This window comes from Kitasatospora sp. NPDC049258 (genome assembly GCF_040678895.1).
In the GTDB taxonomy this organism is placed as follows: Bacteria; Actinomycetota; Actinomycetes; order Streptomycetales; family Streptomycetaceae; genus Kitasatospora.
The window spans coordinates 19,033-32,006 of the sequence record NZ_JBFAQT010000003.1 but is presented as its reverse complement, the minus strand read 5'-3'; the positions used below and the strand labels follow the sequence as shown (position 1 = coordinate 32,006).

Below are 12,974 nucleotides of genomic sequence, written 5' to 3'. Positions count from 1 at the left end.
AGGCCCGGACCGGCCGCGGTCAGCCCTGGATCGGCCGCTGGTTGGCGTCCCGCCAGGCCTGCTCCTTCTCCAGCGTCTCGGCGGAGACCGCGTCGGCCGGGAAGTCGCCGGCCTCGAAGACCGGCCGGATCTCCAGCGTGTCGCCGGGCGCGAACGGTGCCCGCGAGCCCCACTCGACGGCCTCCTCGCGCGAGCTGACGTCGATCACCCAGTACCCCGCCAGCAGCTCCTTGGTCTCCGCGAAGGGCCCGTCCGTCACGGTGGGCCTGCCGCCGTCGGTGTAGGTCAGCCGGACGCCGGTCGAGCTGGGCTTCAGGCCGTCGGCGGCCAGCATCACCCCCGCCTTGATCAGCTCCTCGTTGAACCGGCCCATCGCGGCGATCGCCTCGGAGCTCGGCAGCACACCGGCCTCGGAGTCCGCATTGGCCTTGACCAGCATCATGAATCGCATCGTCTTCTCCCTCGTCGACGGCCCGAAGGCCGCTCGGTCCCGTTCAGGTCCTCAGGTCCCGCTCAGGTCTCCAGGTCCCGCCCGGGTGCTTCCACCCCGTACGTCGATCGCGCCACGGCCGGATCGACAGCCCGGCCGAAGATCTTTCACTTTCGCTTCGGCGCCGCCGGCTCCCCGGAGTTCTGCAGCCGGTCGAACTCCGCCACGTCCGGGTGATGCAGGTCGAAGGCCGGGCACTCGGAGCGGATCCGCGGCAGGGTGACGAAGTTGTGCCGGGGCGGCGGGCAGGAGGTCGCCCACTCCAGCGAGCGGCCGTAGCCCCAGGGGTCGTCGACCTCGACCCGCTGCCCGTACCTGGTGGTCTTCCAGACGTTGTAGAGGAACGGCAGGGTGGACAGGCCGAGCAGGAAGGAGCCGATGGTGGAGACGGTGTTGAGCGTGGTGAAGCCGTCCGAGGCCAGGTAGTCGGCGTAGCGGCGGGGCATGCCCTCGGCGCCGAGCCAGTGCTGGACCAGGAAGGTGGTGTGGAAGCCGACGAAGAGCGTCCAGAAGTGGATCACCCCGACCCCCTCGTCCAGCATCTTGCCGGTCATCTTCGGCCACCAGAAGTAGAACCCGGCGAACATCGCGAAGACCACGGTGCCGAAGACCACGTAGTGGAAGTGGGCGACCACGAAGTACGAGTCGGAGACGTGGAAGTCGATCGGCGGGGAGGCCAGCAGCACCCCGGTCAGACCGCCGAACAGGAAGGTGACCAGGAAGCCGATGCTCCACAGCATCGGGGTCTCGAAGCTGAGCGAGCCGCGCCACATGGTGCCGATCCAGTTGAAGAACTTCACCCCGGTCGGGACGGCGATCAGCAGCGTCATGATGGAGAAGAACGGCAGCAGCACCTGCCCGGTGACGAACATGTGGTGCGCCCAGACGGTGACCGAGAGCCCGGTGATCGCGATGGTGGCGGCGATCAGTCCGGTGTAGCCGAAGACCGGTTTGCGGCTGAAGACCGGGATGATCTCGGTGATGATGCCGAAGAACGGCAGCGCGATGATGTAGACCTCGGGGTGGCCGAAGAACCAGAACAGGTGCTGCCAGAGCATCACCCCGCCGTTGGCCGGGTCGAAGGCGAGCGCGCCGAACTTGCGGTCCGCCTCCAGCACCAGCAGGGCGGCGGCGAGCACCGGGAAGGCGAACAGCACCAGGATGCTGGTGAACAGGATGTTCCAGACGAAGATCGGCATCCGGAACAGCGTCATCCCGGGCGCCCGCAGGCAGACGATGGTGGTGATGAAGTTGACCGAGCCGAGGATCGTCCCGAAGCCGGAGAACGCCAGCCCCATGATCCACATGTCGCCGCCGATGCCCGGACTGTGCTGGATCCCGGACAGCGGCACATAGGCGAACCAGCCGAAGTCCGCGGCGCCGTCGGGGGTCAGGAAGCCGGCCACGACGATCAGCGAGCCGAACAGGTAGAACCAGTACGCGAGCGCGTTCAGCCGGGGGAAGGCGACGTCCGGCGCTCCGATCTGGAGCGGCATGAACCAGTTGGCGAAGCCCGCGAAGAGCGGGGTGGCGAACATCAGCAGCATGATCGTGCCGTGCATGGTGAACGCCTGGTTGAACTGCTCGTTCGAGACGATCTGGGTCCCGGGCCGGGCCAGTTCGGCCCGCATGACCAGCGCCAGCACCCCGCCGATCAGGAAGAACCCGAACGAGGTGGCCATGTACAGGGTGCCGATCTGCTTGTGATCGGTGGTGGTCAGCCAGACCGCCAGCGCCCGGCCCCGGTGGGCCCGGCGGGCGGCGCGCCGGCGGCTGCGCTGGGTGGGCGGCCGGCGCGGGGTGCTCAGGTCGTCCTGGGGCAGAATCGTCACGGCGGCGCACCTTCCGAGGGTGGATCCACCTACGACTACCAGCCACGCCGCAGCGGCACCCGAAACGCGCCCGACCGGCCCCCCGCTGTACCCCTCCCGGGGCAACAGACCGGGCAGCAGACCCGGGCAGCGTCGGCGGCGGCAGCAGGACGCTACCGGCCGGCCATCTGCTCCAGGCGCTCGATCCGCTCCCGCATCGGCGGGTGCGTCGAGAACAGCCTGGCCCCGAACTCCCCCGGGCGGAACGGGTTGGCGATCATCATGTGACTGGCCGTCTGGAGCTGCGGCTCGGGCGGCAGCGGAAGCCGCTGGGTGCCGGCGTCCAGCTTCCGCAGGGCGCTGGCGAGGGCGAGCGGGTCGCCGGTGATCCGGGCGCCGTCCGCGTCCGCCTGGTACTCCCGGGAGCGGCTGACCGCCATCTGGATCAGACCGGCCGCGAGCGGGCCGAGCAGCATGATCAGCAGCATCCCGAACAGGCCGGGCCCGTCGTCGTCCTCGCTGCGGCCGATCGGGATCAGCCAGGCGAAGTTCACCAGGAACATGATCACCGAGGCCAGCGCGCCGGCCACCGAGGAGATCAGGATGTCGCGGTTGTAGACGTGGCTCAGCTCGTGCCCCAGCACGCCCCGCAGCTCGCGCTCGTCCAGCAGCTGCAGGATGCCGTCGGTGCAGCAGACCGCCGCGTTGCGCGGGTTGCGTCCGGTGGCGAAGGCGTTCGGCGCCGGGGTGGGCGAGATGTACAGCCGGGGCATCGGCTGGCGGGCCGCGGTGGAGAGCTCGCGGACGATCCGGTACAGCTGCGGCGCCTCGATCTCGCTCACCGGGCGGGCCCGCATCGCCCGCAGGGCGAGCTTGTCGCTGTTCCAGTAGGCGTAGGCGTTGGTGCCGATCGCGACCACCAGGGCCACCAGCAGACCGGTGCGACCGAAGAAGCTGCCGATCAACAGGATCAGCGCGGACAGGCCGCCGAGTAGTACGGCCGTCCTCAACCCGTTGTGCCCGCGGTGCACGGCAGACCCTCCAAGTGGTGCGCGTGGGAAGCCGTCCGTCCCAACCTCTGCCCAGCTCAACGGCAGGGCGGGCCGGGTTCGTTCCCTCGTGCACCGGAGGCTACCCGCGCCCGCGCGGGGCGGCCGGTCAGAACAGGCTGCCGGTGACCACCTGGAGGACGAGCTGCGGCGCCACCGACAGGACGGCCGCGCCGGCCGCGGTCAGCCCCAGGGTGGCGGCCAGCGGGCCGGGCACCCGGCGGGTCTCGACGGCGCCCTGGGCCGGGGTGAACAGCTTCGCCGTCCACAGCAGGTAGTAGTAGAGCGCGATCGCCACGTTGGCGGCCATGATCACGGCCAGCCAGCCGAGCCCGGCGTCCACGGCGGCCTGGAAGACCACCACCTTGCCGAACAGGCCCACCACGCCGGGCGGCAGGCCGGCCAGGCAGAGCAGGAAGAAGGCCAGCGCCAGCGCGCTCCAGCGGTGCCGGGCGAACAGGCCCCGGTAGTCCTCCAACCGGGTGGCGCCGGAGCGCTGGACGACCGCGACCACCCCGAAGGCGCCGAGGTTGACCAGCCCGTAGATCAGCGCGTACGCGACCGTGGCGCCCAGCGGATCGCCGGAGCCCGCGTAGCCGGCGGCGGCCACCGGCACCAGCAGGTATCCGGCCTGGCCGACCGAGGACCAGGCGAGCAGCCGCACCGCGCTGTGCTCGGTGTCGGGGCGCTGGCGCAGCGCGCCCACGTTGCCGACCGTCATGGTGAGCGCGGCGAGCACCGCGAGCGCCAGGCCCCAGGTGTGCCCGTAGGGGCGGAAGGCGACCGTGCTGACCAGCGCGAGCCCGGACAGGCCGGAGGCCTTGCCGACCACCGAGAGGTAGCCGGCCACCGGCAGCGGGGCGCCGGTGTAGGTGTCGGGCACCCAGAAGTGGAACGGGACTGCGGCGACCTTGAAGGCGAAGCCGACCAGGGTGAGCACCGCACCGGCCTCGGCCAGCGGCCGCAGCTGCCCGGGGGCGTGCGCCAGGCCGTCGGCGACGGCGGTGAGGTGGATCGAGCCGGTGGCGGCGTAGACGAAGCTGACGCCCAGCAGCATCACGGCGGTGGCGGTGACGGAGGAGAGGAAGAACTTCAGCGCGCTCTCCGCGCCCCGCCCGTCCCGGCGCAGCCCGACCAGGGCGAAGGCCGGCAGCGAGGCCACCTCCAGCGCGATGATCAGGGTGGCCAGGTCGCGGGCGGCGGGCAGCAGGGCGGCGCCGCTCGCGCTGGAGAGCAGCAGGAACCAGTACTCGCCGCCGGGCAGCTTCTCCTCGTCCACGGTGTGCAGCGAGAGCAGCGCGGCGATCAGCGCGCCGCCGAGCGCGAGCAGCTGGAAGGCGAGCGCGAAGTGGTCGGCGACGTACGAGCAGGTGCCGGCGCCCTGGAGGCAGAAGGTGGACCGGCTGCCGCCGCGGCTGAGCGGGAGCAGCGCGGCCAGCGCCAGGACCAGGCCGCCGACGGCGGCCACACCGAGTGCCTTCTTGCCGCGTTCGGGCAGCAGCAGGTCGGCCAGCAGCACGGCCAGGCCGGCCAGGGCGGCGATCAGCGGGGGCGCGATCGCCACCCAGTCGACGGACTGGATCAGGCTGCCCGGGTCGGTGACGGCGAGTGAGCTCATGGCGGGCTGCCCCAGGAGATGAGTGCCGGTCGGGTGGCTGAGCACGGGTCAGCCACCCCCGAGGAGGTGCTTGACGGCCGGGTCGGACAGGCTGAGCAGCAGGGCCGGCCACAGGCCCGCGACCAGGGTGAGCGCGGCCAGCGGGGTCCAGCTGACGGCCTCGTACGGGCGCAGGTCGGGCAGCTCGGCGACCAGCGGCGGCTGCTCGGGGTCGCCCATGCAGACCCGCTTGACCACCAGCAGCAGGTAGCCGGCGGTGAGCAGGGTGCCGACGCCGGCCAGCACCATGTAGGTCAGGAACGCGGGCCGGGACAGCCCGGCGGCCGGGTCGAACGCGCCGAACATGGCGAGCAGTTCGCCCCAGAAGCCGGCCAGCCCCGGCAGGCCCAGGCTGGCGACGGCGGCGAAGGCGAGCAGGGCACCGATCCGCGGCGCCCGGCCGTACAGGGCCGCGCCGGTGGCGCCGGCCAGGGTGTCCAGGTCCGCGGTGCCGTAGCGGTCCTTGAGCGCGCCGACCAGGAAGAACAGCAGGCCGGTGATCAGGCCGTGCCCGATGTTGGCGAACAGCGCGCCGTTGACGCCGACCTGGGTGAGGGAGGCGATGCCCAGCAGCACGAAGCCCATGTGGCCGACCGAGGAGTACGCGATCAGCCGCTTGAGGTCGCCCTTGGCGCCGGGGCGGGCCAGTGCCAGGCAGGCCAGCGAGCCGTAGACGATGCCGACGGCGGCGAACGCCCCGAGGTAGGGCGCGAAGGTGGCCGCGCCCTGCGGCACGATCGGGAGCAGCACCCGGACCAGGCCGTAGGTGCCCATCTTCAGCAGCACGCCGGCGAGCAGCACCGAGCCGACGGTGGGCGCCGCGGTGTGCGCGTCCGGGAGCCAGCTGTGCAGCGGCCAGGCCGGGGCCTTGACCGCGAGGCCGACCAGGATGGCGAGGGCGGCGATCACCTGGGTGGTGTGGGTGAGGCCGCTGCCGTGCGCGTCGGCGAGCCGGGTCATGTCGAAGGTGCCCGCGTCGAGGCCGATCAGCAGGAAGCCGAGCAGCATCACGGCCGAGCCGAGCAGGGTGTAGAGGATGAACCGGCCGGCTGCGGGCACCTTGCGCCCGCTGCCCCAGCGGGCGATCAGGAAGTACATCGGGATCAGCACGGTCTCGAAGGCCAGGAAGAACAGCACCAGGTCCAGCACCGCGAAGGTGGCGAGCATGCCGACCTCCAGCAGGAGCAGCAGGCCGGTGAACGCCCGTCCGCCGGGTACGCCCTCGCCGCTGGGCAGCCGCTTGGTGGAGTACACCGCGCAGAGCAGCGTGAGCAGCGCGGTGAGCACCAGCAGCGGCAGCGAGATGCCGTCCACACCGAGGTGGAAGCGGACCCCGATGGCGGGGATCCAGTCGGTGTCGGTGACCGCCTGCATCCGGCTCGGCCGGTCGTGGTCGAAGCCGGCGGCCAGCACGACGGCCAGGGCCAGCACCGCGCCGGTGACGGCGACCCCGAGCCACAGCGCGCGCCGGTCGGAGGTCGCCCGGTCGGGGCCGAGCGGGGCCAGGGTCGCGGCGGCGCCGAGCAGCGGCAGCAGCAGGAGGGCGATGAGGACCGCGTTCATCGGGTGCTCCAGGTTCGGGCTGCGGGTCGGCGGGGTCGGCGCTGCTGGTGACGGTTCATGAGCCGACCGCCACCAGGACGGCGAGCAGGACGGCGCCGGCCAGCAGGGCGCTCAGGTAGGTCTGGGCGTTGCCGGTCTGGGTCCTGCGGACCAGCCACCCCAGCAGGTTGGTGCCGTCGCCGGCGCCCCGGACGTAGGTCTCGACGACCTCGCGGTCCAGGAACCGGACCAGCCGGGCGGCCGCGGCCGTCGGCCGGACGAACAGCGCGCTGTACAGCCGGTCGACGCCGAAGCCGTGCTGGGCGGGCCGGTACAGCGGGCCGAGCAGCCGGCGGCCGGGGTCGGCGGGCACGTGCTCGACGGCCGGCGGGCCGGCCTGCTCGGGCACCCGTTCCTCGCTGGCCCGGCGGGCGGGCGCCGGCCGGGCGGTGGCGGCCCGCCAGGCGGCGTACGAGACCAGGATGCCCACCAGGGCGAGCCCGGTGCCGATCACCGCGGTGGCGGTGGAGGGCCGCAGCGAGCCGCCGTCCAGCAGCTCGGGCAGCCAGTCGGTGCGCAGGCTGGTGATGCCGAAGGCCATGGTGGGCACCGCCAGCACCCACAGCGGCCAGCGCATCGCGGGCGGCTCGGCCTGGCCGGGGTCGGCCTCGTCGGGTTCGGGTGAGTACGGCGCGCCCGACTCGGGGGCGGTCGCCTCCGGGCCGGCGGTGATCGGGGCCGCGGCGACCGGGGCCGCGGCTACCGGGGCTGCGGCGACCGGAGCCGCGGCCGCCTTGCCGTGGAAGGCGACCAGCCACATCCGGGTGGCGTAGGCGGCGGTGAGCACCGCGGTGAGCCCGGCCGAGAGCAGCACGATCCAGCCGGCGGCCGAGGGCACCGCGGAGGCGGGGCCGAGGCCGCCGGTGAGCGCCTCGCCGGTGGCGGCGTGTTCGGCGGCGGTGAACACCGCCTCCTTGCTGAAGAAGCCGGAGAACGGCGGCAGGCCGACCAGCGCGACCAGCGCGATGCCCATCGTCCAGTAGGCGTCCGGGACCTTGCCGCGCAGGCCGGGGATCTTGGACATCGCCGAGATGGAGTTGGTGTGCGCGGCGTGGATCACCACACCGGCGGCGAGGAACAGCAGGGCCTTGAAGGCGCCGTGGCTGACCAGGTGGAAGACGGCCGCCTCCCGGTCGCCGGCGGCCAGCGCGCCGGCCATGTAGCCGAGCTGGCCGACGGTGGAGTAGGCGAGCACCCGCTTGAGGTCGTCCTGGGCGAGGGCGCACAGCGCCGAGCCGACCATGGTGACGGCGGCCATCACGGCCAGCACCACCAGGGCGGCGCCGGAGAGCAGGAAGACCGGGAGCAGCCGGGCCACCAGGTAGATGCCGGCGGCGACCATGGTGGCCGCGTGGATCAGCGCGGAGACCGGGGTCGGGCCGGCCATCGCGTCCGGGAGCCAGGTGTGCAGCGGGAACTGCGCGCTCTTGCCGGCCACCCCGGCGAGCAGCAGCAGCGCGATCAGGGTGGGGTGGCCGAGCCGGCCCTCGCCGGCGGCGGTGAGCACCCCGTCGATCCGGAAGGTCCCGGCGTCGGCGCCGAGCAGGAAGATGCCGAACAGGAACGGCACGTCGCCGAGCTTGGTGACCAGGAAGGCCTTCAGCGAGGCCGCGCGGGCGTCGGCGCTCTCCCAGTGGTGGCCGATCAGGAAGTACGAGCAGATGCCCATGACCTCCCAGCCGACCAGAAGGATGATCAGGTCGCCGGAGTAGACCACCAGGAACATGGCCGCCGTGAACAGCGAGACCAGTGCCGCGTACGAGGGGTAGCGCGGGTCCTCGCGGAGGTAGGCCGTGGAGTAGACCTGCACGCAGACGGCGACCAGGCCGACCAGCACCGAGATCAGCGAGCTGTAGCCGTCCAGGTGGATGGCGAGGAAGATGCCGGGGCCGCCGGTCGGGGCGAGCCGGGTGGCGGCGTCCAGACTCTGGCCGGTGCCGAGCTGGAGGGCGACCACCAGGGCCAGCACGGCGGAGGCCGCGACCGGCAGGATCGCCAGCGGCCGGGCGAAGCCGGGGGCGCGGCGGCCGGTGGCCAGGGTGGCGGCCGCGCCGAGCGCGGGCAGCACGGGGACGAGGACGGGCAGCGCGAGGTTCATGCGGCGGCCTGGCCCTTCAGCTCGGCGGCGGCGGTCTCGGCGGCGGCAGCCTCGGCCGGGTCGCCGAGCGCGGTGACCCGGTCGATGTCGGCGGTCCCCCGGGTCCGGAAGACCAGCAGCACGACGGCCAGGCCCAGGCCGATCTCGGCGGCGGCGACGGTGATGGTGAACAGGGTGAGCGCCTGTCCGGCGTGCAGGGTGTCGCGCAGCCAGACGTCGAAGGCGACCAGGTTGAGGTTGACGGCGTTGAGCATCAGCTCGACCGACATCAGCACCAGGACGACGTTCCGCCGGGCGAGCACGCCGTACACGCCGACGCAGAACAGCAGCGCGGCGAGGACGGCCGGGTAGGCGAGGTGCATCGGGTCAGCGCTCCTGCGTCGGGGCGGCGGGGGCGGGGGCGTTGGCGGCACCGGCGGGGGCGGCAGCGGCGGGGGGACGGGGGCCGCCCACGGGCTTGCCCGCCCGCAGCCTGCCGGCCCGCGGCCGGGGCACCCGGCCGTTGCCGGTGCGGGAGAGCACGATCGCGCCGACCAGCGCGGCCAGCAGCAGCACCGACAGCGCCTCGAAGGGCAGCACCCAGTACCGGAAGAGCATCTCGCCGGTCGCCCTGGTGCTGCCGCCCCCGGCACCGAGGTCGACCCAGGCGGAGCGGAACGCGTCCACCACCAGGGTGACCAGGGTGGCGCCGGACGCGAGTGCGACGCCGAGCGCGACCCAGCGGTTGCCGGAGTCGGCGTCGGGCGAGCGGCCGATCGGCGCCCTGGTCAGCATCAGGCCGAAGAGCACCAGCACCACGACCGAACCGAGGTAGATCAGCACCTGGACCCAGGCGATGAACTCGGCGGTCAGCAGCAGGAACTCGATCGCCAGGCCGCCGAGCGCGACCACCAGCCACAGCGCGGCGTGCACCAGCTGCTTGGTGGTCACCGAGACCACGGCGGAGCCGAGCACCACCAGGCCGACCAGCAGGAAGACGATCTCCACCCCGGTCGGGGAGAGGAAGGAGCGGGTGGCCGGGTCGAGCGAGCCGGCGGCGGCGAGCAGACGGCCCGTCACCGGTCACCTCCTTCGGCTTCGGCGGCCTGCGCGGCGGCGGCCAGCTTGTCGGCGGCCTTGCGCGCCATCCCGATCTCCTTCGGCTCCTCGGCCCCCGGGTCGTGCGCCGGCGGCGGCGGGACGGTCCACATCCACTCGCGCAGCCGGTCGCGCTCGTGGGTGAGTTCCAGGATGTCGGTCTCCGCGTACTCGAACTCCGGCGACCAGAAGAGCGCGTCGAACGGGCAGACCTCGATGCAGATCCCGCAGTACATGCAGAGCGAGAAGTCGATCGCGAACCGGTCCAGCACGTTGCGGGTGCGGGCCCGGGCGTTCGGGTCGGCGGCCGGCAGCGTCTCCTTGTGGGAGTCGATGTAGATGCACCAGTCGGGGCACTCGCGGGCGCAGAGCATGCAGACCGTGCAGTTCTCCTCCAGCAGCGCGATCACCCCGCGGGTGCGCGGCGGCAGTTCGGGCTGCACGTCGGGGTACTGCGCGGTGACGGTCTTCTTCGTCATCGTCCGCAGCGTCACGGCCAGGCCCTTGGCCAGGCCACTTCCTGGGATCCGCATCAGGAGATCGCCACCTTGATGATGCCGGTGAGGGCCAGCTGGAGGAGCGCGAGCGGGATCAGGCCGGTCCACGCGAACTTCATCAGCTGGTCCTCGCGCAGCCGGGGGTAGGTGACCCGGATCCAGATCACCACGAAGGCCAGCGCGAAGGTCTTGAGCAGCGTCCACAGCCAGCCCAGCGAGTCCGGGCCCGGGCCGTGCCAGCCGCCGAGGAAGAGCACCGCCGTCAGCGCGGAGACCACCAGGATGCCCGCGTACTCGGACAGCAGGAACAGCGCGAAGCGCAGGCCGGTGTACTCGGTGTACGCGCCGAAGATGATCTCGGAGTCGGCCACCGGCATGTCGAACGGCGGCCGCTGCAGCTCGGCCAGGCCGGCCGTGAAGAACACGAACGCGCCGATCGCCTGCCATGGCAGCCACCACCAGTGGAAGCCGTCCACGATGCCGGTCAGCGAGACCGTCCCGGCCGCCATCGCCACCGAGGCGGCGGCCAGCAGCATCGGCAGCTCGTACGACATCAGCTGGGCGGCCGCGCGCAGGCCGCCGAGCAGCGAGAACTTGTTGGCCGACGCCCAGCCGGCCATCAGCGAGCCGAGCACGCCGATACCCATCACGGCCAGCACGAAGAACAGCCCGGCGTCCACCGCCTGACCGACCAGCCCGTTCGGGCCGATCGGGATCACCAGCAGCACCACCAGGTACGGCAGCAGGGCGACGGCCGGGGCCAGCTGGAAGACCCGGCGGTCGGCGCCGGCCGGGACGATGTCCTCCTTCTGCGCGAACTTCACGCCGTCGGCGACCAGCTGCGCCCAGCCGTGGAAGCCGCCGGCGTACATCGGGCCGAGCCGGCCCTGCATGTGGGCCATCACCTTGTGCTCGGTCTGGCCGATCACCAGCGGCAGGGTCAGGAAGGCCACCAGGGTGCCGACGCAGCGCAGCAGCGTGTCGATCAGGTTCACGCGCTGTCTCCGTCCTGGTCGGGCGTCTGCGAGGTCCCGGGCTGCGGGGTCTCCGGCTGCGGGGTCCCGGGCTGCGGGGTCCCGGGCTGCGGGCTCTCGGGCTGCGGCTCCGGGGCCTCCGGAGCCTCGGGGGTTTCGGCGGCCTCGGGGGTCCCGGGCTCCGGCTCGGCCGGCCCGTGCGCGGGCACCGGTGAGTGCCAGGGCGCGTCCGAGGACCGGGTCCGGGCGGGCCGCCCGGGCGCAGCCGGTGCCTCGGCGGCCTGGGCCGCCTCGGCAGGCGCGGCAGGCGCGGCGGCCTGGCTCGCGGACCCTTCGCCGACGCTCCGGGTGCGGCGCGGCCGGTCGGCCCGGATCTCGGGCGCCTCGGCGGCGCCGGCCTCCGGCTGGCTCACCGAGCCCGCCTCGACGCTGCGCGCCCGGCGCGGCCGGACCTCGCCCGCCGCGCCCTCGGCTGCTGCCGCGGCGGCGCGCGGGGTACGGGCGGCGGCGCCCGCCCGGGCACCGCGCGCGGGGCGCTCGGCGACCGGCGGCAGGGTGCCCTTGAGCGGCCCCCACTCGTTCGGGTCCGGGACCCCGGGCGGCTGCATCTTGCGCCGGGCCGGGCCGTCGCCCTCGGACTCGCCGGGCTCCTTGGCACCGGGCCAGGCCTTGGCGACCCGGGCCGCCAGCACGAAGTCCTTGCGCAGCGGGTGGCCCTCGAAGCCGTCCGGGAGCAGCAGGGTGATCAGGTGCGGGTGCCCGGCGAAGTCGATGCCGAACATCTCGTGGGTCTCCCGCTCGTGCCAGCCGGCGCCGGCGTAGACCTGGACGGCGGTCGGCAGCACGGCCTTGTCCCGCGGGATCCGGGTGCGCAGCAGCAGGTGGCGGACGGCGGGCTCGCCGAGCGCGGCCAGGTGGGCGCAGACCGAGTAGCCGTCGGCGAGCTCGTCCACGGCGCTCAGCCAGTCGAAGTAGCTCAGGCCCAGACGGTCGCGGGCGGCGGTGAGCGCCTCGATCCAGTGCTCGGCCGGGACGTCGACGGTGAGCAGCTGGTACGCCTCGGCGGCGGTGGCCCACTCGCCGATCGCGGCGGCGGTCTCCTCGGGGGTGCGGCTCATCGGTCCGCCTCCCCGGGGCCGGCCACCAGCGGGCGGCGCAGCGCGGAGACGGGCGCGGCGTACCGCTCCGGCAGCGACTCGGCGGCGATCTTCTCCTGGAGCTTGAGGATGCCCTGCAGCAGCGCCTCGGGCCGCGGCGGGCAGCCGGGCACGTAGACGTCCACCGGGATGATCTGGTCGACGCCCTTGGTCACGGAGTAGGAGTCCCAGTAGGGGCCGCCGGAGTTGGAGCAGGCGCCGAACGAGATGACGTACTTGGGCTCGGGCATCTGCTCGTAGAGGCGCTTGACGGCCGGGGCCATCTTGTCCGTGACGGTGCCCGAGACGATCATCAGGTCGGCCTGCCGGGGGCCGGGCGCGAACGGGATGACACCCATCCGGATGAAGTCGTGTTTGGCCATCGACGCGGCGATGAACTCGATCGCGCAGCAGGCGAGGCCGAAGTTGAAGCACCAGAGGCTGTAGCGGCGGCCCCAGTTCAGCACCACCTTGACCGGGTCCGGCGCCAGCCGGGCGAGCGGGCCGAGGCGCCGCTGTTCGACCGCCACACCGGGCCGCGCCGGGTCGGGCATCCCGAGCGGGACGGGGCCGCCGGAGCCGT

At 73.2% G+C, this 12,974-nt stretch carries 12 protein-coding genes; all 12 read right to left on the bottom strand.

Features of this window, described 5'->3' with window-relative positions; all coding sequences use genetic code 11:
- Window positions 1-19: 19 nt before the first annotated feature.
- A complete protein-coding gene (locus AB0K43_RS03480) occupies window positions 20-451 on the bottom strand; it encodes a YciI family protein (protein ID WP_363635323.1) in 432 nt (143 codons plus the stop codon).
- Window positions 452-597: 146 nt separating this feature from the next.
- Window positions 598-2,322 carry a cytochrome c oxidase subunit I gene (ctaD, locus tag AB0K43_RS03475; protein WP_363635321.1) on the bottom strand — a complete coding sequence of 575 codons (1,725 nt, stop codon included), beginning with the start codon at window positions 2,320-2,322 and terminating at the stop codon, window positions 598-600.
- Between the two features lie 152 nt (window positions 2,323-2,474).
- Window positions 2,475-3,332 carry a zinc metalloprotease HtpX gene (gene htpX, locus AB0K43_RS03470; protein ID WP_363635319.1) on the bottom strand — a complete coding sequence of 286 codons (858 nt, stop codon included), beginning with the start codon at window positions 3,330-3,332 and terminating at the stop codon, window positions 2,475-2,477.
- Between the two features lie 127 nt (window positions 3,333-3,459).
- Window positions 3,460-4,968: an NADH-quinone oxidoreductase subunit N gene (locus tag AB0K43_RS03465; protein ID WP_363635317.1), complete on the bottom strand. Its 1,509-nt coding sequence runs from the start codon at window positions 4,966-4,968 to the stop codon at window positions 3,460-3,462.
- A gap of 48 nt (window positions 4,969-5,016) precedes the next feature.
- Window positions 5,017-6,570 carry an NADH-quinone oxidoreductase subunit M gene (locus tag AB0K43_RS03460; RefSeq protein WP_363635315.1) on the bottom strand — a complete coding sequence of 518 codons (1,554 nt, stop codon included), beginning with the start codon at window positions 6,568-6,570 and terminating at the stop codon, window positions 5,017-5,019.
- A gap of 55 nt (window positions 6,571-6,625) precedes the next feature.
- Window positions 6,626-8,707 (bottom strand): NADH-quinone oxidoreductase subunit L, encoded by a 2,082-nt coding sequence (locus AB0K43_RS03455; protein WP_363635313.1) that lies wholly within the window; start codon window positions 8,705-8,707, stop codon window positions 6,626-6,628.
- Window positions 8,704-9,069 carry an NADH-quinone oxidoreductase subunit NuoK gene (nuoK, locus tag AB0K43_RS03450; RefSeq protein WP_363635311.1) on the bottom strand — a complete coding sequence of 122 codons (366 nt, stop codon included), beginning with the start codon at window positions 9,067-9,069 and terminating at the stop codon, window positions 8,704-8,706. Before nuoK ends, AB0K43_RS03455 begins: the two co-directional genes overlap by 4 nt.
- A gap of 4 nt (window positions 9,070-9,073) precedes the next feature.
- Window positions 9,074-9,766 carry an NADH-quinone oxidoreductase subunit J gene (locus AB0K43_RS03445; protein ID WP_363635309.1) on the bottom strand — a complete coding sequence of 231 codons (693 nt, stop codon included), beginning with the start codon at window positions 9,764-9,766 and terminating at the stop codon, window positions 9,074-9,076.
- Complete coding sequence (locus AB0K43_RS03440) at window positions 9,763-10,320, bottom strand: NADH-quinone oxidoreductase subunit I (protein ID WP_363635776.1); 558 nt, start codon at window positions 10,318-10,320, stop codon at window positions 9,763-9,765. The genes AB0K43_RS03445 and AB0K43_RS03440 overlap by 4 nt, the downstream gene beginning before the upstream one ends.
- Window positions 10,317-11,276: an NADH-quinone oxidoreductase subunit NuoH gene (gene nuoH / locus AB0K43_RS03435; RefSeq protein WP_363635307.1), complete on the bottom strand. Its 960-nt coding sequence runs from the start codon at window positions 11,274-11,276 to the stop codon at window positions 10,317-10,319. The genes AB0K43_RS03440 and nuoH overlap by 4 nt, the downstream gene beginning before the upstream one ends.
- Window positions 11,273-12,373 carry an NADH-quinone oxidoreductase subunit C gene (locus AB0K43_RS03430; protein ID WP_363635305.1) on the bottom strand — a complete coding sequence of 367 codons (1,101 nt, stop codon included), beginning with the start codon at window positions 12,371-12,373 and terminating at the stop codon, window positions 11,273-11,275. Before AB0K43_RS03430 ends, nuoH begins: the two co-directional genes overlap by 4 nt.
- Window positions 12,370-12,945 carry an NADH-quinone oxidoreductase subunit B family protein gene (locus AB0K43_RS03425; protein WP_363635774.1) on the bottom strand — a complete coding sequence of 192 codons (576 nt, stop codon included), beginning with the start codon at window positions 12,943-12,945 and terminating at the stop codon, window positions 12,370-12,372. The genes AB0K43_RS03430 and AB0K43_RS03425 overlap by 4 nt, the downstream gene beginning before the upstream one ends.
- Window positions 12,946-12,974: the final 29 nt, after the last annotated feature.

What these genes read in the sequence shown, in the direction of transcription:
- nuoK (WP_363635311.1), bottom strand. Translation starts at nt 9,069, where the DNA reads ATGCACCTCGCCTACCCGGCCGTCCTCGCCGCGCTGCTGTTCTGCGTC.
- AB0K43_RS03460 (WP_363635315.1), bottom strand. Translation starts at nt 6,570, where the DNA reads ATGAACGCGGTCCTCATCGCCCTCCTGCTGCTGCCGCTGCTCGGCGCC.
- AB0K43_RS03465 (WP_363635317.1), bottom strand. Translation starts at nt 4,968, where the DNA reads ATGAGCTCACTCGCCGTCACCGACCCGGGCAGCCTGATCCAGTCCGTC.
- AB0K43_RS03480 (WP_363635323.1), bottom strand. Translation starts at nt 451, where the DNA reads ATGCGATTCATGATGCTGGTCAAGGCCAATGCGGACTCCGAGGCCGGT.
- AB0K43_RS03430 (WP_363635305.1), bottom strand. Translation starts at nt 12,373, where the DNA reads ATGAGCCGCACCCCCGAGGAGACCGCCGCCGCGATCGGCGAGTGGGCC.
- AB0K43_RS03425 (WP_363635774.1), bottom strand. Translation starts at nt 12,945, where the DNA reads ATGCCCGACCCGGCGCGGCCCGGTGTGGCGGTCGAACAGCGGCGCCTC.
- AB0K43_RS03455 (WP_363635313.1), bottom strand. Translation starts at nt 8,707, where the DNA reads ATGAACCTCGCGCTGCCCGTCCTCGTCCCCGTGCTGCCCGCGCTCGGC.